Below are 23,676 nucleotides of genomic sequence, written 5' to 3'. Positions count from 1 at the left end.
AACCTTCGGGTTGGCCTTCCGTGACCGTTTGGCGTACACTGCACAGGCTTGTCACTCACTATGAAACAACGAGTTACAAGCACGGGGCCGTTTAGGATTCGACGCCGGTCGCGAAACTTTAGGTGCATGCCGAGTTGGTAACAGAACTCGTAAATCCACTGTTGCAACTACTTATAGTTGCCAATGACGAAAACTACGGCCAGGAATTCGCTATCGCTGCGTAAGCAGCCTTAGACCTGAGCTTCTGGTACCTTCGGGTCCAGCAATCACCAGGGGATGTCTGTAAACCCAAAGTGATTGTCATATAGAACAGAATCGCCGTGCAGTACGTTGTGGACGAAGCGGCTAAAACTTACACAACTCGCCCAAAGCACCCTGCCCTTCGGGTCGCTGAGGGTTAACTTAATAGAAACGGCTACGCATGTAGTACCGACAGCGGAGTACTGGCGGACGGGGGTTCAAATCCCCCCGGCTCCACCACTTCATCATCTAAAGACGTCCACGGACGTCTTTTTTTGTGCCTGGAATCCGGTAAATACGGGGGCTTCAGGGCTATTGGGTGCTTTCGAGGCTTTTAGAGTTCCAGGCGATTTGGTATTCCCAATGGTATTCCCGGCTACCTGGCGCTAATCTTGGGAATACCAAAAGGTGTCATGGAGTACTTCTCATGTGCGCTCAAACCACCCGCCTCTCCGACCGCCAGCTCAAGGCGGTCAAACCGAAAGACAAAGATTACGTCCTCACCGATGGCGACGGGCTCCAGCTGCGAGTCAGAGTCAATCGCTCGATGCAGTGGAATTTCAACTACCGGCATCCTGTCACCAAGAATCGAATCAACATGGCACTCGGCTCTTATCCCGAGGTTTCTCTTGCGCAAGCAAGGAAGAAAACCGTCGAGGCCAGAGAGCTGCTTGCACAGGGCATCGACCCAAAAGCTCAGCGCAATGAGCTGCAGGAAGCCAAACGAGCGGAAACGGAACATACGTTCGAGAACGTAGCCACCGCATGGTTCGAATTGAAGAAGGACTCCGTCACCCCGGCGTATGCTGAAGACATCTGGCGCTCGCTTACACTGCACGTTTTTCCAAGCATGAAATCAACGCCGTTATCGGAAGTGAACGCGCCGATGGTAATCAAGCTGCTTCGTCCGATTGAAGCTAAAGGCAGCCTCGAGACAGTTAAGCGATTGAGCCAGCGCCTTAACGAGATCATGACCTACGGGGTCAACTCCGGAATGATCTTTGCCAACCCTCTCAGCGGCATTCGAGCGGTGTTCAAGAAACCGCAAAAAGAAAACATGCCAGCACTTCCCCCCGAAGAACTACCCGATCTCATGGTGGCGATTGCCAACGCCAGCATCAAACGCATCACCCGCTGCCTGATCGAATGGCAACTGCACACCATGACCCGTCCTGCAGAGGCTGCCGGAACGACCTGGGCAGAAATAGATTTCGAGAAGCGTGTCTGGACTATCCCAAAGGAGCGCATGAAAAAACGCCGTGCGCACCCCATCCCCCTGAGCGATCCGGCGCTCGCGCTACTAGAGACACTCCAGCCCTACAGCGGCCACCGAGAACATGTGTTTCCGGCAGATAGAAATCCTCGTACCCACGCCAACAGCCAAACCGCGAACATGGCGTTAAAGCGTATGGGTTTCCAAGACCGGTTGGTCAGCCACGGTATGCGATCGATGGCCAGCACCATCCTCAACGAACATGGATGGGACCCTGAGTTGATCGAGGTCGCCCTCGCCCACGTCGACAAAGACGAAGTCCGAAGTGCGTACAACAGAGCGGACTACATCGAGCGTAGGCGTCCGATGATGGTTTGGTGGAGCGAGTACATTCAAAAGGCCGCTACCGGTAATTTGTCGGTGACGGCGATTCATGAAAACAAAAACGGCAAAATCATTCCGTTTCGTTAATCACCTCCTGCTGGCGACAATGGCGACAGCGGCGACAACCTATGTATTTAGCGGTCCGGCGTATGGCGACAACGTGGCGACAGTCGCCACCAGCCGCATCGCCCATAACCTTTTCAGGCCCAGCCCCTGAGGGCGGGAAGGCTTGCCTTCCTGCCCTCAGGGGCTCACTTTAAAAACCGACGAACGACCTATCATCCATCTGAAGGCCACCTTCTTCCATACATGTCCACTGCCTAAAAACGCCATCCCACCCGCCGAGCACGCGCTACACCTGAGCCGAAAAGCGCTGTCATCGACAGCATTGCCAAAGTAGCAAGGGGTCTTTAAGCCCAGCGCTCGCTTCCGATAAAGCACAGGCACGCTCAACGTAGCGAAGCCCACTTACCCACAGTGCAGTAGTCCGACTCGTACATGGACTTTGGGTTACTTCAGCCCTGGCCTTCTAGAGTCAGATAAATAGTTCCTGTACATTTTTCATCGCACTATCGGCAAAGCTTTGCAGGAAAGCCTCGAACGCTGGCACGTCTTCCTTGCCGCCGGTGTAGGGCTGGCCAATGATAGTCCAGGTCGCCAGGCTCTGGCGCTCGCCTTGAGGAGCAACCTGCATTACTGCCCATAGGTTGCCGATATTCAACGACGTGTAGATCAGTGACCAGGTCATGGCCATCGCTTGGTCGTCATGCGTATTGAGTTGCTCAATCACCACATTACCGTCCTTGAACAGCTTCTTGCGTACCGAACGCACGCCCTCGCCGGTCATTTCAATATGGGAAAGCGCAGGGATAAACTTGGCGAAACCGGAGAAATCTCCGACGACTTTCCACACGCTGCGAGCATCGCCGTTCACGATCACGCTGGCGACGACGGGGTGGCCCACTGGGTTGCGGACCAGGGTATCGGGTTCAAAATGTTGCATGAGAAAGCTCCTTTTTTGTTTAGATGAAATCGATTTGCTTGAGGTAGTCACAGCCTTTTTGCAGCAGCGCACTGCTCTTGGCCGGGTAGTCTTCCCCCATGCTCTGGATGCCTGAGAGCGCATTGCGGTACTCGATCATTGAGATATCACCAATGTCTTCTTCAAAACCATTAAGGTAAAAACCGACCACCCCGAACAGTGCGTTATTACTGTCGATGGCCGACAGGCGCTGTTGCCATTGCGTCACCGGGACCATCTGGAAGTCGTGACCGGCAGCGCGAAACGCCTCCACATAGTGAGTCCATGATAGGGGCTGCGGGTTGTGCAGGTTGAACACCGCTTTGGAACGGTTATGGCGGCTGGCATGAAAGGCAATGAACCGGGCGAGGAAATCCACCGGCATCAGGTCGAAATTAAGCGCCAGTTCGGGCACTTCCTTAAGCTGCAGTGAGCCTTTGAGCATCAACATCAAGCGGTTCTGGTGCGGCTGACACACCCCGGTTCGCGTATTGAATGCAATGTTTCCCGGCCGGTAGAGGTTGACCCAGACGCCCGACTCGCTGGCATTCCACAAAATGCGCTCAGCCACCCACTTGGAAAGGTTGTAACCATTGCGAATGTAGATCGGCGGCGTGAACGCCGGTGGCTCTTCCAACACCCGCCCCTGTTCATCCACTGCGCTTGAAGCTGACAGGGTGGAGATGAAGTTGAAAATCTTCTTGCTGCGCCCTTCACACAGTTGCAGGCATTCGAGCACAGGCGTGACGTTGTCCTTGACCAGCGACTCGTAGTCGAGCACGTGGTTGACGTTGGCCGCGTTATAGATCAACACGCCATATTCACGGTCCAGCCATTCATAGTCCTGCTCGGATAACCCCAGGCGTGGCTTGCTGATATCCGCCGCCAATACCTTTACGCGGCTCAGGTCCAGATGCTCGAGACGGTTCTGGATCAGCGCCTGCTCGAAGCGCTGCTGGGCGCTCATCCCCGCCGACTCGCGAACCAGGCAAGCCACTTCGGTACTGCCCAGTTCCAGCAGTGCCTCGACAATATGCACGCCGAGAAAACCATTGGAGCCGGTCACGATGACCTTGTGTATGTTGCCCAGCCGACTGATCGGCAACACGTCCAGTTCAGGCCGAATCATCGCGTCCTGCAGCGCTTGAGGGCTGACCGTAGCGGTGGCATCGACGTGCTGGTCGATCAGGTTGGCAAGGTTGATCAGGGTGGGCTGTTCGATAAAACGGTTGATCGAGACCCCCTTGCTAAACGTTTCGCGAATGCCCATGAGCATCTGCGACAAAAGGATCGAATGCCCCCCCAGATTAAAGAAACTGTCATCCACGGAGATGTCCTCCGCGGGTAGGTCCAACAGCCTGGACCACAGCTCCAGCAACTGCTGCTGGGTGATGTTCTGGGGTGCCAGGTGCGGCCCTTGGGTCTTGTAGTTGACTGGTAAGTCTCTCAAGGCTTTGCGGTCGATCTTGCCATTGGCCGTGGCCGGCAAACGCTCCAGCAGGCAGTAGGCGCTGGGGCGCATGTAGTCGGGTAAATGCTTGAGCGCATAAGCCTGCAACTTTTCGCTGGCCACTTGGCCTTCGGCATTTTGGGGCTGAGAGAAAAAGGCCAGGATGCGCCGCTGGTTATCGATGACCACCGCCAGTTGACGGAACAGTTGGCTCGATTGCAGCAGGTGCTCGATTTCTTCCGGCTCGACCCGGAACCCGCGAATCTTCACCTGGTTATCCAGGCGCCCGATGATCTGGATGCCTTCGCGGGTCCAACGCGCCAGATCGCCGGTACGGTACAGGCGCACCCGTTGACCGTCGGGCAACTCATGCAGGCGGTAACGTTCGGCAGTCATTTCCAACGCACCGAGGTAGCCAGCACCTACGCCGGGCCCGGCGATGTGAATCTCACCGCTGTCCGCTTCGCCTACCGGTTGACCGTGTTCATCCAGCAGGTAAACCGAGGTATTGGCAATCGGCACGCCCAGGTTGCGATTGTTGTCTGCGGGCTGGAAGGTGCGGCAGGTGGCGAGCACCGTGGTCTCGGTGGGACCGTAAATATTGTGCAGCGCACAATGGCCCACCAGTTGCTCGATCACCTGGGGCTCGCACACATCACCGCCCGTCACCAGGTGCTGGATGCCGTACAGCGATTTGAGCTGAATAATGCTGAGCAAGGCCGGCGGCAAGAACGCATGGGTAACCTGTTCTTGCTGGATCAACTCGGCAAGCGCCACCGGGTCGCGGCGCTGGTCTTCGGTGGGCACGATCAACTCGCCGCCCTGGATAAGCGTGGGGAAGATATCCAGCAACGACGCATCGAAGTTGATGGTGGAAAACTGTAAGGCTCGACTGTGATGGCTCAGTTCCACATAGAGGGCATACCACGCACAGAAGTGGCTCAGGTTATCGACCGTCAGCAACACGCCCTTGGGTTGCCCGGTGGTACCCGAGGTATAAATCGCCACGCAAGGCGCCGAGCCGCTAAGCGCTACTCGCAGCAGGCGCTGATCCGGGGCCAGGGCGACCCGGCTGTAACCCTGGGCGCCGTGGTGGAAGAAATCCAGGTGGCTGATGTCCAGGGTGGCCAGGCCCGGCAGTGGGTCGTCTGCCTGGATGTCCTGAATCAGCAAGCAGGCGCCGGAATGCTTGAGGATCGCCGTGCGGCGCTCAACAGGATGGTTCGGGTCCAGGGGCAAGTACACCGCGCCACACCCGAGCACCGCCAGGATCGCCGCGTAGAGCGCCGTGCCTTTAGGCAACGAGATAGCGACCACCGTCACCCCGCCGGTGGAGATTTCAAGCAAAGGCTGCAAGCGCTCTTGAATCGCCACGCTATAGGCATGCAATTGCGCGTAGGACATGCCACGCCCCTGCACTTTCAGGGCGTTGCGCTCGGCATTGATCAGCAGGCTATCGGCCAGGCGTTGTATAAAGGGGCGCTTGGCGTCCTCCAGGATCCCGGTGTTGACAGTTGCATTGTGGTGATGGCACCACACCAGGCTGTCGATCAGCGTCAGGCTCGACAACCGGTCGAGCGCCCGTACCGGCTCACGGGGCACCTCAAGATAGTCGGCGCTACGTGAGAAACGCCCAATGTGCATACTGGCCATCTCCACCACCTGCGCAACCGCTTCGTGCGCCAGGTCGGCGCCGTTGCCAGCGGCATCGGCGCACACCTCGCGGCGCCCCAGCAACATCCAGTCGCCGTCACCAGGACGCCATAGGCAGTCCACCCGCACTGGCGCAAAGACATCGCTGGCATTATCGGAGTGCGCCCGCAAAGACAGGCGCTGACACGACGGATAATGGGGCAGTTGCGCCGTGCTGGCGTCATCTATCAGCAAGTCCGGCGCCGGTAACCGGCAAAGATCAATGGCGTTATCACTGGTCAACAAGTGGGCCGTGTGGCCCATCTGCTCCAGCTCTTGCGTAAGGCAGGCGAGCGCATGGCTGCGCCCGCACAGAACGATATCAAGATGTCTCATTGAAGTTGTCCTCTAGCGCAGATAATCGGCGAGCGCTTCCTGCATGCAGGGAGCGTCGAGCAGGGCGCTGTGTTTGAAGAATCGGACGATGTTGCCTACCAGCGGGTGAGACGGCGTGATCGGAAAACTCATGCCTTCGACCTCCTGACGCAAGGCCGCCTTGACCCCGGGGCTTACCGGGAGCTGCTCAATCAGCGCGAAATCAAAGCCCTGCTGGATCTCATTGGTCAGGTACTCACTCAAGAACACCGGCATGATCGAGGCCAGCGCACGCTTGTCCTCCTCGCTCGCAGTGCTCCAGTAGATACGTGTCAACTTGGCCCAGAAGCCCGAATGTCGCCCCTCGTCAGCCAAGTGGTCTGCCATCAGCCCCTTCACCGACGCCTTAACCGAGTCGTCGCGGGCAAAGGCCGCGACATCGTTGGTCAGGGTGTTTTCCGCAATGGCGACACAGATCAACTCGACGGCTGCCTTGAGGTGCTCGGGCGCCATGGCCAGTGCCTTGGGAATCGAACGGCTGAGTTCGATTTCCGCTGGCAAGGCAATGGGTTCGATACCGGTCAGCTCGATGGTCTGTTGCATGTAGTCCATCGCCACAAGGGCGTGATAGTCCTCATCGACCACCACGGTCATGGCGTCATATCGACAGGCAAACGGGAAGCGTATAGCGAAGTTATCTTTCGCAATGCTCCTGGCGGTCTTGTCGACAATTTCGGTTTCAAAAATCACTACATCATTAATAAATTTGTACAAACTTTGAACAAGCACAAAGTGCTGCAAGTGAGCGCATTCCCGTATAAATGTCGCGCCCATGACCAAGGGTTGGCGGCTGATCGGAAATATCAACTTTCCATCATCTTCCAGGCGTCGTCTCGGCCGCGTACGAATGGTCGCCCGCTCCTCCCACGACTCGGAAAATGACTGGTATTCTTCAGCTCTCATGAATCGTTCCCTTTGTTCATGACGATCAGTAGTAATGCACTTCAAACAACAGGCATCCGTCCTTTGAATTAAACGGTCCGTGCTCGGTGTGCGCCGCCCTGAAGAAGTAACTACCGTCGCGATAGGTCTTCTCGGGACGATCCTTACTTGCCAACTCGGTCTGGTCGCCCTCAATCAAATACACTTCTTCGTGATAATCATGGGTGTAGATTTCACGCGTGCCGCCCCCAGGATGGAAACGTACCAACCGCGTACGAACACCGGTTTTCGTCACAGGGTCCAGTGTGTCCTTGAATACCGTCAGGGTAATGTCGCGCTCCGACGTCACCTCAAACCACTGGGCCTGTTCAGCCTCGATGACTTCGAAGTTCATGCTACGCACTCACTGACAGTTTCGCGCATGGACAAACGCAAGTTGTCCCACAAGGCCAAACGGCTTCGCACTGCAGCAATCGCGGACACGTAGACTTCGTCCTGACGCTGGGCATCGCCATTGACCAGTCGCGCCAACAGGCTTTCCGCCGCTGGGCCGTGGTCTTCCGAGTCGACTTCGATGTGACGTTGCAGGTAGTAGCGAAAGGTGGGGGCGTCGTCGGCGGTGATGTCCCAATCATCAAGGATTCGCTGGAACATCTCGGGGATGACGCTTTCACGGCCATGCAGGAAGGCGGCGGCAACACTGTGGGTGGAGGCGTTGATAGCGGTTTCGATGGTGTCGGTGACGAAGGCAGAGGCTGCCAGGCCAGCGCCGCAACGCGTGAGAGCCGTTTGCAGGTCGACGCCGTCGCGCATCAGTTTGACAAAATGTTCGATCTTGTCAGTGCTGGCGCCCACTTCCCGCATAGCGTGCAGGTAAAGTTCGAAGTGGCTGTAATGCCCGCCTTGCAGATTCTGGTCAGACTCCTCGCCTAGGATGATCTCATTGATAAGGTGCGCTGCCGCCGGGTCCAACGGCGGCAGCCAAGGCAGGCGAGTACAGGTCAGGTCCTGTTGCAGGCGCTTGGCCAGAGACATGAAATCCCACACCGCGAATACATGGGTTTCCATAAAGGCACGCAGCACCGGCAAGGAATTGATTTCAGCAAAGATCTGATGGTTGCCCAGTTCTAATTTCTTTGCGCTCAATAGCGACTTTTTATCTTCCATGTTGCGCTCCTTATCAGGCGTTAGTCAGGTCTGGCCACGCGAGACTTACCTGGCTATCTTTTTCCAGGCATAAGCAGGCCTATCTCGCCATTGCCGGCCAGAACTTAAGTCTTATTCAAGTTAGTTATAGTCTCATGCTTCGTTAGCGCGAACTCTAAACCGCCAAAGCAAGACAAAACTTAGAGGAAGTTCATGACACTCGGCAAGTGTTTTTTTGAAAATTAATACAATTTATTTCGGAGCTATAAATACGCAAACAACAGAAGCCCGACCGAAGTTAATAACATCAACTTCGTCAGGCAATAGTTGGCCGACACCCCTTTTCCGGAGTGCAAACCACCTATATGTCATTGCTAAGTTAGCAATCAATCAATCTATGAAGAGGCCATGCGCCTTTTTACCATTCAAGTTCCCTCTTGCTCATTGACAAAGACCCGCTCATTGCTGGCGGACAGAATTTGGTCAACTCTTTACGTGTTGCCGTAATGCGAGCGCCGCCACACCGCACAAGATCAAGGCAATACAGGACACATAGAACGCATCGCTGTAGGCCATCAGATACGCCTCGCGACGCACGGTGTGGATCAGACCCTCGATGAGCTGCTGCTGGGCAGGCAGCAATTGGTTGAATATGAAATCTTCGCTGTCTGCCATGCTGTCGCGCAGCCGCTCCTGCAGCGACGGGGAAAACAGCGTGATCGACTCTCCCACCCGCTCTGAGTGAAAGCGCTCGCGCATCGCGACGATTTGCGTCAGCCCTGCGGTACCCACGGCCCCGCCAAGGTTGCGCAGCATGGAAAACAACGCGGATGCGGAACCGGCTTCATCTTTGGCCAGCCCGGAAACCGCCAGAACAGAAAGCGCCACCATGATCAACGGCTGTCCGATCCCCCGTACCACGGTGGAAGGAATGATTACGTTGGCGGCGCTATCGACGTCCAGGTGCGCGCCGAGGTAGCAACCCAGGGCCATGATGAAAAAGCCGCTGGCGACCATCAGTTTCGGGTTGAGCCACTTCATTAGGCGCGGCATGAACGGTGCCAGTACCAGTTGCACCATACCGTAGGCAATCAGACTGATGCCGATTTCCCGGGCGTTGTACCCCTGCAGTTGGGAAAGGTAATTGGGCACCAGGAACACCAGGCCGAAGGTAGCCCCGCCGAAAATGAACATCGCCGCACTGGCCACTCCGAAGTTGTAGCTCTTGAGCAGGCGCAGGTTGATGAAGGAGCGGCTGCCGTACAACTGCGACAGCACGAAGTACACCAGAGCGAGCCCGGCGATCAGCGACATCCACACAATGAAATCGGAGCCGAACCAGTCCTTGCGCCCACCTTCCTCCAGCACGATCTGCAAGCCTCCCAGGCCGACGATCATGGCGAGGATGCCGCCCCAGTCACCGCGTTTGAGCAGGCTCAACTGCATGGGCTTGGCATCGATGGACCATGCCACCGCCAGCAACAAGAGAATGCCCGGCGCCAGTTGCAGGTAAAAAATCCAGCGCCACGAATAAGCATCGGTCAACCAGCCACCAATGGATGGCCCGGCGGCCTGGGCAACGCTGTTGGACAAGGCGAACAAGGCCATGCCCATCGCGATCTTGCTGGGCGGGAGCTCGGTGATGATCAACTGGAATGACAAGGGGATCAGCACCGCGCCGGCGGCCCCCTGGATCACTCGAATGATGATCATCACTTCCAGGTTGGGCGCCCAGGAGCAGGCAATGGACGCCACCAGGAATACAAACGATCCCACCAGCATCACTCGCCGCAGCGAGAACACCTGGACCAACCAGGCCGTCAGCGGAATCATCACGATTTCCGCAACCAGATAAGCCGTGGAAATCCACGAGCCCTCCTCGAAGGTCGCACCCAGGGAACCCTCGATTTCAGGCAGCGCGGCGCTGGTCACATGCACGTTCATACCGGCCATGAAACAACCGAACAGCCCGCCGATCACCGCCACCCAGGCGCGAAAGGAGACGGTTTTTTCAACGGTCTCAGTCATGCGTCATGCCCTGGGTGCCGGACCGGGTGTCAACGGTGGTGATCACCGACATGCCAGGCAAAATAGGCCCGCCCTCGTCATGCTCATCGATGACGATCTTCACTGGGAAGCGCTGCACGATCTTGGTGAAGTTGCCGGTGGCGTTATCCGACGGCAACAGCGCGAACACGGCCCCGGAACCTGGCGAAAAGCTCACCACATGACCCTTGAGCTTGCGTCCCGAATAGCTGTCCACGCTGATATCCACCGGTTGACCGGCGCGCATGTCGCGCAACTGGGTTTCCTTGTAGTTGGCCACCACATAGGCCTGCTGCAGGGGCACCACCGCCAGCAACGGCAAGCCCGGCGCGACGTATTGGCGAGTACGCACTTTGCGCTGCCCCACGACCCCGTCGATGGGCGAGCGGATCAAGGTGTCTTCCAGCGCATGAGACGCAAGGCTCAACTGCGCCTCGGCCTGGCTGCGCCGGGCAATCTGTTGTTGGAGCGAGGCTTCGGCCAGCTGGCGCCGGGTAATGGCGACGGTCAACCTGGTTTCCTGTTGACGCTGCATGGCCTTGGCGATTTCCACTGCGGCGTTGGCCTGGGTATAGCTGGCAGCCGCCGTTTCCAGACGCTGGGCACTGGCGGCGTGTTCGCGCACCAGGCCCTGGTAGCGGCGCTGGTCAAGGCTCGCGCGGCGCAACTCGGCCGCCACGCTGCGGGTGTGGGCCTCAGCCTGGTTTACCCCGGCCTTTTGCTGAGCGATCAGGCTGTCGGTCACTTGCAGGTTGGCCTGTTGGGCCGCGACCGAGGCCTGGGTTTCCGCCAATTGCGCACGCGCCTGCGCCAGCCGCGCCTGGTAATCGCGGTCCTCGATGCGCACCAGCACATCCCCGGCCTTGACGGGCTGGTCATCCTCCACCAGCACCTGGGCCACATACCCGGAGACTTTTGGGCTGATGGGAATCCAGTCGGCACGCACATAGGCATCATCGGTCTGTTCCAGGTAACGTCCAACCGTCATCCAATACACCCCGAACGCCACCGCCGCGGTCGACAGCACAACGCCTCCCAGCAGGATAAGGTTGCGTTTGCGGCGTTGCTTGCGCGCATGCATGAGCTGCTCGACCACCTTCTCCTGCTCGTCCTGGACAGCGATTTTTTCATCGACAGCGATATTCATGGCTGGGTACCGGAAAAATTGACGGAAGTGCGGCTGAGGGCAGCGGTTGCGGGGGCAGAAGACTGCCAACCGCCGCCAAGCGCGCGAAACAGGCTGATCTGGCGCTGCAATAGCTGGCCATCGGCATCGGCGAGCGTGGCCTGCAGGCGGATCAGCTCACGCTCGCTGTCCAGCACGTCGAGAAAGTCGATAGACCCGGCGTCGTAATTGAACTGGGCCAACTTGTAGGCTTGACGACTGCTGTCCAGGGCCTGGCTTAACGCGGCGTGGCGCCGGCGTTCGCCGTCGTATAGCGCGAGAGCCTGGCGTACCTCCTTGAGGGCCTTGAGTACACTGGCCTCGAATTGCGCCACTTCCACCCGCTCCAACGCCCTGGCCTGGTTGACCCGCGCGCGATTGGCACGCCAGTTGGGGAATTGCCAGGTAATCAGCGGGCCGACGCCAAACATCACCGCGCTACTGTCTCCCAGCTCATGGGGTTTGTTGGCGGATGAGGACACTGAAGCGCCAAAGGTCACCTTCGGATACAGGTCGGCCTGGACGATATCCACTTGCAGCGTGGCCGCTTGTAGCGCTCGCTCGGCCTGACGGATATCGGGGCGGCGCGCCAGTAATTGCCAGCCATCGCCCACCGGCAGCTCGGCATTAAGTTGCGGCACGACCTCACAGGTCGCCGCGCTAGTGCCTTGTTCCAGGTCGGCCACGCCGGTCAGCATCGCCAGCTCGTACAGGGCAGCTTGCCGGCGTGCTTCCAACATCGGCAGCAGTGCCAGGGTTTCACCCTGCAACGCCTGCATACGGGTGTATTCGAGATCCGTCACCACGCCGGCCTGGCGCTGCCGATCGGTCAATGCCAGGCTGTGCCCGACCACTTCCAGCGAATGGCGCTGCACCTTGGCGCGTGCCCCCAGGGCGCAGGCATTGACATAGGCGCGGGTGGTTTGCGCCACCACCGTGATGCGCAATAAGTCTTCGGCGTCCTGCGCCGCGGCCGCCTGGACCTGAGCTCGCTCGATACTGCGCTGGACCTGGCCCCAGACATCCACTTGATAAGCCAGCTCGAAGCCTGGGTTGAACGCCCACTGGGACGGCGCATGGCTATCGGTGGCTTTGGCCAGGGTCTGATCATCGGCTGTCTTGCCGTACTCGGCGCCCAGTGACGCCTGGGTCGACGGCCAGCGCTCGGCATCGGCCTGCATGATCCCGGCCAACATCGCCTGCACATGGGACTGGGCTGCGGCCAGGTCGCGGTTATGCATCAATGCCTGCTGCACCAGCGCGTCAAGTTTCGGATCGTTATACAACTGCCACCAATGGTCGGGTAACGCTTGGGCCGAAACCCCCTGCGGCAGGTGACTTAGGGCATTAATGCGCTCCGGGTGTGGCTGCGCGGGTGTGCGGGCAACCCAGGAGGAACAACCCGCCAGCAAGACGACCGCCACAGTCAGGAGCGAAAGACGACCATGCCGTGCATATAAAAAAGGCGAACCCATCGAAAAAACCCAGAATGCCAAGTAGAAGCGCAGGTTAAGAGAGCACCGGGCCGCACATCTCCCGAGTTCCAGACAACCATCGTTTCGATTTGGACAATGTGCCTGTAGACCGCCTTATCGCAGGCGTCCACGGGCCGGGCACGCGCAAAGACATGGCCCTGCCTGGAGGCGGGGCCATGTACGCTTGGGGGTCGCGCGCTCGCCGGGGCGTATCAGACCAGGCGGCAGTTGCTCGGGGTGTAGCCCATTGTGCGCTTGAACATTGCAGTAAACGCACTTGGGCTCTGGTAGCCGTGCTCCAATGCCACTTCCAGGATCGATACGCCGCAGGCCAGCCGTTGCATGCTGAGTAGCAGCCGAGTGCGCTTGCGCCACTCCCCGTAACTCATGCCCAACTCTTTCTGGAACAGCCGCGCCAGGGTGCGCGAACTCATATTGAGTTGCACCGCCCAACTCTCCAGTTTCGACTCCTGTGACGGGTTGTCGATAAAGTCGGCACACAGCGACTTAAGCCTTGGCTCATCAGGGATCGGCACATGCGCCGGCACCCTCTGCGCAATGTCGAGTTCAGAGAAAATCAGATCGACAATCTGCACATGGCGCAACAGGGCGGGTTCAGTGTCATGTTCATCGGCCGCGGCGATGATCAACTCCCGCAGCAACGGCGAAACCTTGAGAACGTGGCATTCCTCCGTCAACGCCCGGTGTGCGCCCGGCGAGATCAACAGGGTGCGCATGCGCACCTCGCCGGTCATGCGGATTTGGTGCTCCGCCCCCGAAGGGACCCAGAGCGCATGCCCGGAAGGCACCACCCAAGTGGTCCCAACGACCGATACCAGCATCACACCGTTAATGGCATAAACCAGTTGACCTTCTTCATGCCGATGCGAAGCCACTATGTCGCCATGGCCATAGTTACCGGCGAGCGCCGCCAATGCGGTGTGCGCCATCATATCAGGAAGGCACCGCGATGCTCGCCACGCTGAGCAGGCCCAGGCGCGATGCGCGGTTGACGGCACTGGTCACCGCGTTGAGGGAAGCCAGCAAGCTGCTACCGTCGCGGGCGGCACCGAACAGCAACTGGTTGCCCACGCGAATTTCCACATAGGCCAGTGCTTCAGCCTGGGCCCCGTCGCAGGTGGCATGCTCGTGGTAATCAGCGATATCGAAGTGAATGCCGCGCTGGGCAAAGGCATCGACAAGCGCCGCCAGTGGGCCGTTGCCCTCGCCATTCAGGTCGATGTGCTGCGCACCGTGTTCAAGCGCGGCTTCCAGATAGGTCACATCCCCCTCGCTGACCAGTTTTGGCATCCGCAACGCGTAAGGCTTGCCCTGTTCCAGGTAATGCCGGGTAAAGCAGGCAAGGATCATTTCCCCACTGATTTCTTGGCCGGAGCCATCCGCTTCCTGTTGGACCAGGCTGCTGAATTCCATCTGCAAGCGACGCGGCATCACGATGCCATGCTGCTCCAACAAATACGCCACGCCACCTTTGCCCGACTGACTGTTGACGCGGATCACCGCTTCATAGCTGCGGCCCATATCGGCGGGATCGATTGGCAGGTACGGTACTTCCCATATTCCGTTCGGGTTGGCTTGGCGTGCCGCAAAGCCTTTCTTGATCGCGTCCTGGTGCGAACCGGAGAAGGCCGTAAACACCAACTCACCGGCGTATGGGTGGCGAGGATGGGTCGGCAACTGATTGCAGAACTCCACCTCACGCTGGACATGAATGATGTCCGAGAAATCCAGCCGAGGATCAATGCCACTGGTGTAGAGGTTCATCGCCAGCGTCAGGATATCCACATTGCCGGTTCGCTCACCGTTACCGAACAACGTGCCCTCGACACGCTCAGCGCCTGCCAGACATGCCTGCTCCGCCGTAGCAACGCCGGTGCCACGGTCGTTATGGGGATGGACGCTGATGACCACGCTGTCACGGCAGCTGAAATGCCGACAGAACCATTCGATCTGGTCGGCGAACACATTTGCGGTGGAGACTTCCACCGTTGTCGGCAGGTTCAGGATCATTTTGTTGGACGGGGTCGGCCCGAACGCGTCCGTCACCGCCTCACAAATCTCCAGCGCAAACTCCAGCTCGGTGAAGCAAAAGGTTTCCGGGGAATACTGGAATGTCCATTGCGTACCGGGATTGTTGTCCATGTGGCGCTTGATCTCGCGCGTCGCTTGGGTGGCAATCTCGATACAGCCGGCACGATCCACACCAAAGACAACATCGCGGAACACCGGCGCGGTGGCGTTGTATACATGCACAATCGCCCGTGGAGCGCCCTTCAGAGCCTCGAAGGTGCGCTCGATCAGATGACTGCGCGCCTGCGTCATCACTTGAATCGTGACATCGTCAGGAATCGAGCCGCTGTCGATCAGCTCACGCACATAGTCAAAATCGGTCTGGGAAGCGGCGGGAAAACCCACCTCAATTTCCTTAAAGCCCACCTTGACCAGCAAATCAAAAAAACGGCGTTTGCGCTCGGCATTCATCGGTTCAATCAAGGCTTGGTTACCGTCGCGCATATCAACGCTGCACCAAGTGGGAGCTAGCGCCTGCACGTTGCCGGGCCATTGGCGGTCGGGCAGGTCCACGGTATTAAAATGGCGATATTTGCTGGACGGATCCTTGAGCATCATGACGGTTTCTCCTTTTTTCGACAGTTACGACAGTGGGCAGCCGACGCGGCCGTTCACCCTCGCTCGCTAGAACAAACACTAAACGAAACAGACGAAAACCAATTGCTAACCCCCTCAAAAAAACCACAAAACAAAGCATAAAAAACCAGAAATTATAATTTTATTGGTGATTTACCTCATAAAGACAAAATTTAATGCAACCAAAGCACACCAATAAAGCCCCGACAAAAAGGGCCGATACACCCTCTCTCAGCCTCTGTAAGGGCGCTCGCCAGGGCGCCGAAGGTGTTCCAACGCCGTGCTAAGGACCTGCTATGGCCCGACAGAGAGCACAACGTTCGCGACGTACTATCCGCTCTGCGAACTGCGCGACGAGGATACCGCCCTCCCCATCGGCTTCCCGATCCAGAACACCCGCGTCTACCTGATTGACCAGGGTCGCCTTTGCGAACAGGGGCAAAGCGGCGAGGTCTGTCTCGCCGGACCCGGCCTTTCGCCAGGCTACCTCGGACTGCCAGACGTCAACCGCGAGCGCTTCTTTGAATGCCTGATCGGCGAACACCAGGAACGGCTCTATCGCACCGGGGACTGAGGCTACTTCCGCGGAGACTGTGCGATAGTGTTCCAAGGACGTATTGATGACTAGGTGAAGATCAACGGCTTTCGAATCGAGTTGGGGGAAATTGCCTACCATCTCAACCGCCATCCGCAGGTGCGACAAAGCGTCATTACCGTTACTGAATCACCGCAGGACGAGAAGTCGCTGGTCGCCTTCGTGATCGCCGTCGACCCCTCATGTTGCCCGGAGCAACTGCGTCTTAGCCTGGCTACGCAGCTGCCGGCCTACATGGTTCCACGCAACATCCAACTCTGCGAAATCCTACCGCTGTCCGCCACCGGCAAGATCGATCATCGGCGACTGCTATCTACGCTTCATCCATTGGGAGAACCCGCTTATGACAATCAGTAAACGCGCTCAGCAATTCCAGGACACCCTTCACGAGCGCGGCCTCGACCTGACCGTTCAGGAGTTGCCGGACTCGACCCGCACTGCCGACGATGCCGCCCAAGCGCTGGGATGCGAAAAGGCCCAAATCGTCAAGTCGCTGATTTTTCGCACCCGCGACAATATCCCGGTGCTGGTACTGGCAAGCGGGCCGAACCGAGTGAACGAAAAGACCATTTCGCGCCTGGTCGGCGACAAGATTTTCAAGGCAGATGCTGACTTCGTCAAAGAGGTGACCGGCTTCACCATCGGTGGCGTTCCGCCTCTCGGACATAAGCAAGAGCTGAAGCTGTTCGTCGATGAAGACCTGCTGACGTTCGACGAAATTTGGGCCGCAGCCGGTACTCCTAACGCAGTATTCAGAATTCCTGGCTGTCTGACAGACATCATCTCGGCACACCAAGTGATCTCGGTGAAATAAAAGCGAACCGATCATGCCCAGCCCCTACCTGAGCGGCGGCCATCGCGAATTTGCCCTACAGGTGCGCCAGATCCTGCAGAGCCAGCTTCTGCCAATAGCAGACGCTGCCGAAGAACGTGGACATCTGTGCGAAAACGCCTGGCAGACCCTGGCCGAGCACGGCCTGCTAGGTTTGCCACAGCGTGGCGAAGGCTTTCTGGAAAGCGCTGTGTTCCTTGAAGAGCTGGGCGCGCTGGGGTACGCCGGTATCCGTGCGTCGGTTGGGGTGCATGCCTACATGGCCAGCGCCTACCTGGAGTTGTTCGGTAGCGAAGAACACGCCGGAAGCGATCTCAGCCAGATGCAATGCAAGGCGCTACCCTCGGCTAACGGCTTTATTGTTGAGGGCAGCAAACGCTATATCGCCAACGGTTCCCGCGCCTCCCTGATCGTGACCCTGGTGCGTAGCGGCGAAGGCAAGCACGCACTGGGCAGTAGCAGTCTTTTACTGATCGATGGCGACAACCCGGGACTGGTGCGCACGCCTTGCCCAATGCTCGGCTGGTCCAGCGCCGACGTCTGCGATCTCGACTTCACCCATCTGGCGGTGCCGGCCTGCAATGTGCTCGGCAAATCCGGCAAGGCCCTACTCTACCTGATGCAGGGCTTGGATTTTGAACGCCTGGTTGCAGGTCTTCTAGCCCTCGGAGGGGCCCACCACAGCATCCGTCTACTCGACGGCTTCGTGCGTCGACATCAGCTCCAGGGTAGCCCACTCAGCGACAAACAAAGTGTCCGGCACCGTCTGGCAGACCTCGTCGGCGAACAACAAGTCCTACGGCACTTCGCCTATCAGGTGGCATGGCAGCACAGCAAAGGTCAACACGACACGCGCTCCGCCTGCATCCTCAAACTGCGCGCCACCGAACTCCTCTCAGCGCCGCGCAGGCTTGCGCGCAACTGCATGGTGCGCAGGGCTATCAACTTAACTCCGAGGTGGCGCGCGTGTATCGAGATACCATGGCCGGCACTATAGCCGCCGGTGCAAGTGAACTGATGCGCGACATGATCTTCGACAGTACGCCAGCAAGTTGATTTCCAAAGAGGCAATCACCATGGACATTGTCAATTTTCTCGGACTCTCACTGCTGCCAATTTTGTCGCCTGGCCCTTCGACGATCCTATGGCCGTCGCCAAACAGGTCTTTCAGTGCTTGCGGTCCAGCATAGCCAAGCTGGCGACCGAAGCCAAAATTGCGCCCCGCTCGCTTACCGACCCGAGCCATTTTTCTGTTCCTGATCGACTGCCGCGAAATCATGCAAAAGGGCCCGCCAGTGCGCACTTACAATCGCGAACTGAGCCCAATCAGTCGGGCGAAAGTCCTTGCCTTTCCATTGGGAGGTCGACACCGACTGGCCAATCAACAATTCATGCTCACGACCGAACAGTTCGAACGGCCCCGATGCATACACATCCGGGCTGTCGCGGGTGGTATCGCCGGTGTACTTGGCCGACCGCATCGAGTGCTTCGAGCACCAGCAAACGAGTTTCCGGCGAAGGCACGTGCTCCGGTTCCAGGATCGTCAGCGACTGCTCATAGGCGCGCTCCAACGCCTGACGGCGAAAATACTGCCCGCACAAGCGGCTGGCGACGGTGGTGAGGTAGGCGCGGGATTCACGAAAACTCGGCACGGCGTCGCTGCTCAAGATGCGTACGAACGTATCCTGTGCCAAGTCGAGTGCCTGCTCCTGGCCACCCAACTTGCACCGCAGCAACTGCACCACCCAGCCGTGGTGTTGGGCATACAGCTCGCCCACGACATGATGCGCTGCGGGTCGAGAAGCTGCATGTAAAACGTGCCAGGCGACTTAACTTCGCTGCATTCCGGCTTTCAATCTTAATCATTCTCAACACTCAAACCAGCAAGTTAGCCAACTAACTAATTTCAAACATCCGCCTGAATAGCTAATCATCCGCGTCGCTATTGCTTTAACGATAAACCTCTCGATAATTTTTATTTCACATATATTTTACATCCCCCTACATATGCTAATGTCATTACGACATCAACGCTGTTCCAACCAAAATCAAGGGGTGTGTATGGCAGGTGTAATGGCATCCGTTAACAGCCGTACACAACTGGTAGGCCAGAACAGGCTCGAGTTATTGCTATTCCGGTTCAATGACCACCAGCTGTATGGCATCAACGTCTTTAAAGTCAGGGAAGTTATCCGCTGCCCTAAGTTATCTCTACTACCAAAGTCTAATAACAACATTTGTGGCGTTGCCAATATCCGCGGCGCTTGCATCCCTATTCTAGACCTCGCGATGGCAACAGGACTGCCCGGCATCACGGATAAAGAAAGCGCCTTTATTATACTTACGGAGTACAACAACCGCGTTCAGGGTTTCTTGGTCTATGCGGTTGAGCACATCGTCAATTTGAACTGGGAAGACATTCATCCGCCCCCCAAGGGCAGCGGTGACAACAATTACCTGACGGCCGTTACACGTGCCGATGATCGTCTGGTCGAAATCATCGACGTGGAAAAGGTGCTGACGGAAATCTCGCCCTCGTCCGAAGAAATATCCATTGGCGTGGTGGATGACGCGGTCACCCAGCAGGCCAGACACCTGCGTGTGCTGACCGTGGACGACTCGATGGTGGCGCGTAAACAGGTGACCCGCTGCCTGGAGACGGTAGGCGTCGAGGTGGTCGCCTTGAACGATGGCCGCCAGGCGCTGGATTACCTTCGGGCCATGCTCGACGAGGGGCGCAACCCGGACGAGGAGTTCCTGATGATGATTTCAGACATCGAAATGCCGGAAATGGACGGTTATACCCTGACCGCCGAAATCCGCAGCGACCCGCGCATGGCCAAGTTGCATATCGTGCTGCACACCTCCCTGTCGGGCGGTTTCAACCAGGCCATGGTCAAGAAAGTCGGGGCCGATGACTTCCTGGCGAAGTTTCGCCCGGATGACCTGGCAGGCCGCGTAGTCGCGCGTATCAAGGCTGCGAGCCCTCTCTGAAGCCGCAAAACAACAAGACTCAAGCCAAGGAGGCTGATGGGAAACACATAACAAAAACATCAACAGAGGGCATACCATGTTGAAGTGCAATGAGCTCAACCTTGAGGCGCCTGACGGCGAGGAAAAGCCATTTTGGCGGGGTGGCGCAAAGTCTGAGGCGCCGTGCGCCTTGGGCTGCGGTGCTCAGCCGGCCGCGCCTGCCACGGCGGCTGCGCCAGCTAACCCAGTCATCCAAACATCCATGCAAGACGAGTTGGTCGCCGCACAGGAAATCTGTAGCCGCGCCAAGACCGCCGTTGTCGAAATGTTCGGCCATGTCCGCATGGGCCGGGCCCTGGAGCTTGAACACATCAGTGCACTGGTGGACGACATTTCGAGCTCGATCGCCCGCCATCCCGATGCCTTTATCAGCCTGGCACGCCTGAAAAGCATCGACGACTACACCTACATGCATTCGGTCGCCGTGTGTGCGTTGATGATTACCTTGGGTAATCAATTGGGGCTGTCCACCGCAGTGATTCGGCGCGTCGGGATGGCGGGGCTGCTGCACGACATCGGCAAAATGGCCATACCGGGCGCCATCCTCAACAAGCCCGGCCGGCTGAGCAGTGACGAATTGCAGCTGGTGCGCACCCATCCATTGGAAGGTGAAAAAACCCTGCTGGCGGCCTCGCAGATGTGCGAAATGGTCGTGGATGTGTGCCTGCATCACCACGAAAAAGTCGACGGCACCGGCTACCCCCATCAGTTGGCGGGGGACCAGATCAGCCTGGTGGCCCGGATGGCGGCGGTGTGCGATGTCTACGACGCAATCACCTCGGACCGCTCCTACAACCAGGGCTGGGACCCCGCCGTCGCCATCCAGAAAATGTCCACATGGGACGGGCATTTTGATGACGAGGTATTCAGCGCGTTTTTAAAGTCCGTGGGTATTTACCCGGTCGGCTCTATCGTTCAATTGAAAAGTGGCAGTATCGGCGTCGTGATAGAACAACATCCCGACTCTTTATTGACGCCAAAAATAAAAGTGTTCTTCCTGCCCGTTCTAAATCTCTATGTCACACAGAAAATAATAGACCTGAGTGATCCCGCACAACCCGACCGGATTGTCGCGCGAGTACCGACCCAGCGTTACGGCTTTAAAAACACCGAACGTTTATGGCTCGATGAAGAGATGCCCAAAGAGCATTAAGCAATCCCCAGCGCTGTACCGCATGTCTATGCCTAAGCAGCCAATGATAAAACACTATGCCTTGCGCAAAGAAAGTACCGAAATGTCGACATTCGATGATGTTGGCGACTATTTAGCATGGGCAGGAAACATCATGAAATTCAACTCATTGCAGACTCGAATTTGCTTCACCGCCGGGCTCTGCCTGTTTATCTCGTGTGCGAGCCTGGTCTTATATGGCCTTTATTCCTCAACCGCCAATCAAGCCTATGTCGGCACGGAAGTTTCAACCCTGATTGAAAGTGCCACCATCCGCGAAGTGCAAAACCTGGCCGAGTCGCGTGCCAATGCCATCCAGGCAAAACTTCAGAACGCCTTGGATTCGGCACGCACAATGGCCAACACGCTGGGAGCGAGTAAAAGTGCCCAGAGCCCGCTGACCCTGGGCCGTGAGCAGATCAATACGATGCTGCTCAGCGTGCTCAAGGACAACCCCGACTTCAACGGCACATATTCATGCTGGGAGCCGGATGCGCTGGACGGCCAGGATCAAGCCTTTCGTATCAATGAGGGCGGTAACAACCCGTTGACGGGCCGTTTCACCCCCTACTGGACACGCAGCTCGGATGGCAATATCGCCGTGCAACCGCTGGTTGAGTACGACTCCGATGCCCGCCACCCCAATGGCGTGTTGAAGGGCGGCTGGTACTCCGGCCCTCGGGACACCCGGAAAGAAAGCGTCCTCGACCCGCTTCCCTATGTGGTGCAAGGCAAAAATGTGTGGCTGACCACGCTATCGGTACCTATCACCGCCAATGGCAAGTTCTACGGCGTGGTCGGTGCTGACTTCGACATCTCGTTTATCCAGAAGCTCAGCGAGCAAATGTCCGCCGACCTGTATGGCGGCAAAGGCTCCGTGGCGATCCTGAGCCATCAGGGGTTGGTGGTGGCCGACAGTAAACGCCCGGAACTCATTGGCCAGTCACTGAAAGCGTTGTTGCCCGGCTCTTGGGAGAACGTGTTGAGCAATGTACAGAAGGGTAAGGGAGACAGCCGGTTCAACCCGGACTCCCAGGAAATCGAAGTGCAGATGCCGATCAACCTGGGGCGCACCGGCAAGCCCTGGGCGATCGTGATCCATCTGCCCAAAGCGGTGGTCATGAGCCAGGCCATGGCCCTGGAGCAGGAACTGCAGTCACGCGGCGTCAAGAGCAGCATTTGGCAGGTCTCGGTTGGCGTCGGCATCTCCTTGCTGGCATTGCTTGTACTGTGGTTCGCCACCGCGAAAATCGTCGGTCCGATTCGTGAAGCCGCCGCCCTGGCCGCCAACATCAGCCTGGGTGATTTCTCGCGCCGGCTGGTGCAAAAATCTGAAGATGAAGTGGGCCAATTGTCCTTTGCCTTGAACGATATGTCGGAAAGCCTGCAACGCCAGGTGCGCGTGGCCGAGCGTATTTCCGAGGGGGACTTGGATCTGGAAGTACGCCTGTCCTCGCCCAATGACACCCTGGGCAAGTCGTTGGAAAAAATGGTCGGCAACCTGAACAACTTAATTTCCCAGGTACAGGCCAGCGCCACGCAAATCACCGGCAGTTCCGCACAGGTCACCGAGTTAAGCCAGTCGCTGTCCGACGGCGCGTCCAATTCCGCTTCGTCCATCACCGAAATCAGTGCGGTGATGACCCAGATGGCGGCGCAGACCACCGACAACGCCGCTAATGCGAAGAAGGCCGACGAGCAATCCCAGGCTTCGCGCGCCGACGCGGGAGAAAGCGACAAGCTGATGAGCGAATTGATCGCGGCCATGGCGGAGATCGACAACTCGGGCAAAGACATCACTGCCATTATTACCACCATCGACAACATCGCCGCTCAAACCAACCTGCTGGCGTTGAACGCGGCCATTGAGGCGGCACGCGCCGGCGAACTGGGTCGCGGTTTTGCGGTGGTCGCCGATGAAGTCAGGAGCCTCGCCGCCCGTAGCGCCGAAGCCGCCCAGCAAACTGCCGCGCTGATTGCCGACTCTTCGACCAAGACCCAGCGCGGCATGATCATCGCCGGCCGCACAGCCGACTCGTTGCGAAATATCGTCACCGGCACCAGCACGGTGTCCAGCCTGGTGTCGTTGATCTACCAAGCCTCCAGTGAGCAGGCTTCCGGCCTGCAACAGGCGAGTATCGGCCTGGAGCAGATCGACGAAGTCACCCAGCAGAATCAAGTCAACTCCCAGCAATGCGCGGAGGCGGCCAAGAACCTGTCGGAACGGGCCAACTCCATGCAACAGGGCCTGAGCCGGTTCAAAGTCAAAGCCTCGTAATGCCTCACGC

The 23,676-nt window shown here is 57.9% G+C and carries 20 protein-coding genes, 1 other RNA gene and 1 pseudogene; 10 read left to right on the top strand and 12 right to left on the bottom strand.

The window, feature by feature from the left end; all coding sequences use genetic code 11:
• Positions 1-83 precede the first annotated feature (83 nt).
• Positions 84-480, top strand: a transfer-messenger RNA (tmRNA) gene (gene ssrA / locus HDC32_RS28715).
• A gap of 187 nt (positions 481-667) precedes the next feature.
• The gene (locus HDC32_RS28710; protein ID WP_184746363.1) at positions 668-1,924 is read left to right on the top strand and encodes an integrase domain-containing protein; all 1,257 of its coding nucleotides are present in this window, start codon (positions 668-670) and stop codon (positions 1,922-1,924) included.
• Between the two features lie 448 nt (positions 1,925-2,372).
• Here the strand turns inward: HDC32_RS28710 and HDC32_RS28705 are convergent, their stop codons facing one another.
• The 10 genes from HDC32_RS28705 to leuA all read right to left on the bottom strand — a co-directional run bounded on the left by HDC32_RS28705 (position 2,373) and on the right by leuA (position 15,738).
• Positions 2,373-2,840 (bottom strand): SRPBCC family protein, encoded by a 468-nt coding sequence (locus HDC32_RS28705; RefSeq protein WP_184746361.1) that lies wholly within the window; start codon positions 2,838-2,840, stop codon positions 2,373-2,375.
• 19 nt (positions 2,841-2,859) lie between these two features.
• Entirely contained in the window at positions 2,860-6,336 is a 3,477-nt protein-coding gene (locus HDC32_RS28700) for an amino acid adenylation domain-containing protein (RefSeq protein WP_184746359.1), read from the bottom strand.
• Positions 6,337-6,348: 12 nt separating this feature from the next.
• Complete coding sequence (locus tag HDC32_RS28695; protein ID WP_184746357.1) at positions 6,349-7,278, bottom strand: diiron oxygenase; 930 nt, start codon at positions 7,276-7,278, stop codon at positions 6,349-6,351.
• Between the two features lie 25 nt (positions 7,279-7,303).
• Positions 7,304-7,651 carry a DUF4437 domain-containing protein gene (locus tag HDC32_RS28690; RefSeq protein ID WP_057711108.1) on the bottom strand — a complete coding sequence of 116 codons (348 nt, stop codon included), beginning with the start codon at positions 7,649-7,651 and terminating at the stop codon, positions 7,304-7,306.
• The gene (locus HDC32_RS28685; RefSeq protein WP_154974216.1) at positions 7,648-8,424 is read right to left on the bottom strand and encodes a DUF3050 domain-containing protein; all 777 of its coding nucleotides are present in this window, start codon (positions 8,422-8,424) and stop codon (positions 7,648-7,650) included. Before HDC32_RS28685 ends, HDC32_RS28690 begins: the two co-directional genes overlap by 4 nt.
• A gap of 462 nt (positions 8,425-8,886) precedes the next feature.
• Entirely contained in the window at positions 8,887-10,431 is a 1,545-nt protein-coding gene (locus tag HDC32_RS28680; RefSeq protein ID WP_154974218.1) for an MDR family MFS transporter, read from the bottom strand.
• Positions 10,424-11,596, bottom strand: a complete 1,173-nt coding sequence (locus tag HDC32_RS28675) for an HlyD family secretion protein (protein WP_184746355.1) — start codon at positions 11,594-11,596, stop codon at positions 10,424-10,426. Before HDC32_RS28675 ends, HDC32_RS28680 begins: the two co-directional genes overlap by 8 nt.
• Positions 11,593-13,089 (bottom strand): TolC family protein, encoded by a 1,497-nt coding sequence (locus HDC32_RS28670; protein ID WP_184746353.1) that lies wholly within the window; start codon positions 13,087-13,089, stop codon positions 11,593-11,595. Before HDC32_RS28670 ends, HDC32_RS28675 begins: the two co-directional genes overlap by 4 nt.
• Positions 13,090-13,301: 212 nt before the next feature.
• A complete protein-coding gene (locus tag HDC32_RS28665) occupies positions 13,302-14,042 on the bottom strand; it encodes a helix-turn-helix domain-containing protein (RefSeq protein WP_145336603.1) in 741 nt (246 codons plus the stop codon).
• A gap of 1 nt (position 14,043) precedes the next feature.
• Positions 14,044-15,738: a 2-isopropylmalate synthase gene (gene leuA, locus HDC32_RS28660; protein WP_184746351.1), complete on the bottom strand. Its 1,695-nt coding sequence runs from the start codon at positions 15,736-15,738 to the stop codon at positions 14,044-14,046.
• Positions 15,739-16,036: 298 nt separating this feature from the next.
• Between leuA and HDC32_RS28655 the strand changes: the two genes are divergently transcribed.
• From HDC32_RS28655 to HDC32_RS32270, 5 genes are read left to right on the top strand one after another with little or no spacing between them, the layout of a single operon-like run.
• The gene (locus HDC32_RS28655; RefSeq protein ID WP_131699366.1) at positions 16,037-16,330 is read left to right on the top strand and encodes an AMP-binding protein; all 294 of its coding nucleotides are present in this window, start codon (positions 16,037-16,039) and stop codon (positions 16,328-16,330) included.
• Positions 16,331-16,384: 54 nt separating this feature from the next.
• A complete protein-coding gene (locus tag HDC32_RS28650; protein WP_131699365.1) occupies positions 16,385-16,708 on the top strand; it encodes an AMP-binding enzyme in 324 nt (107 codons plus the stop codon).
• On the top strand, positions 16,695-17,165 hold the full coding sequence (locus HDC32_RS28645) for a YbaK/EbsC family protein (RefSeq protein ID WP_057711097.1): 471 nt from the start codon (positions 16,695-16,697) through the stop codon (positions 17,163-17,165). The genes HDC32_RS28650 and HDC32_RS28645 overlap by 14 nt, the downstream gene beginning before the upstream one ends.
• 13 nt (positions 17,166-17,178) lie before the next feature.
• Positions 17,179-18,180, top strand: coding sequence for an acyl-CoA dehydrogenase family protein (locus HDC32_RS28640; RefSeq protein ID WP_311771990.1), 1,002 nt, complete (start codon positions 17,179-17,181; stop codon positions 18,178-18,180).
• On the top strand, positions 18,141-18,239 hold the full coding sequence (locus HDC32_RS32270) for a hypothetical protein (RefSeq protein WP_311771989.1): 99 nt from the start codon (positions 18,141-18,143) through the stop codon (positions 18,237-18,239). Before HDC32_RS28640 ends, HDC32_RS32270 begins: the two co-directional genes overlap by 40 nt.
• A gap of 88 nt (positions 18,240-18,327) precedes the next feature.
• Here the strand turns inward: HDC32_RS32270 and HDC32_RS28635 are convergent.
• Positions 18,328-18,429 (bottom strand): annotated as a pseudogene (locus tag HDC32_RS28635) (integrase); the annotation flags it as partial.
• A gap of 149 nt (positions 18,430-18,578) precedes the next feature.
• Positions 18,579-18,962, bottom strand: a complete 384-nt coding sequence (locus tag HDC32_RS32610) for a sigma factor (protein ID WP_184746349.1) — start codon at positions 18,960-18,962, stop codon at positions 18,579-18,581.
• A gap of 283 nt (positions 18,963-19,245) precedes the next feature.
• On the opposite strand from HDC32_RS32610, the gene HDC32_RS28625 reads away from it, so the two are divergent.
• The 3 genes from HDC32_RS28625 (at position 19,246) to HDC32_RS28615 (ending at position 23,666) form a co-directional block, all read left to right on the top strand.
• The gene (locus tag HDC32_RS28625; RefSeq protein ID WP_131699355.1) at positions 19,246-20,178 is read left to right on the top strand and encodes a chemotaxis protein CheV; all 933 of its coding nucleotides are present in this window, start codon (positions 19,246-19,248) and stop codon (positions 20,176-20,178) included.
• A 76-nt stretch (positions 20,179-20,254) separates the two neighbouring features.
• Complete coding sequence (locus tag HDC32_RS28620; protein WP_184746347.1) at positions 20,255-21,370, top strand: HD-GYP domain-containing protein; 1,116 nt, start codon at positions 20,255-20,257, stop codon at positions 21,368-21,370.
• A gap of 133 nt (positions 21,371-21,503) precedes the next feature.
• Complete coding sequence (locus HDC32_RS28615) at positions 21,504-23,666, top strand: methyl-accepting chemotaxis protein (RefSeq protein WP_184746345.1); 2,163 nt, start codon at positions 21,504-21,506, stop codon at positions 23,664-23,666.
• Positions 23,667-23,676: the final 10 nt, after the last annotated feature.

Origin of the sequence: Pseudomonas sp. JAI120, from assembly GCF_014207255.1 — a bacterium.
Classification (GTDB): Bacteria; Pseudomonadota; Gammaproteobacteria; order Pseudomonadales; family Pseudomonadaceae; genus Aquipseudomonas.
This window is presented reverse-complemented; position numbering and strand designations above follow the sequence as displayed.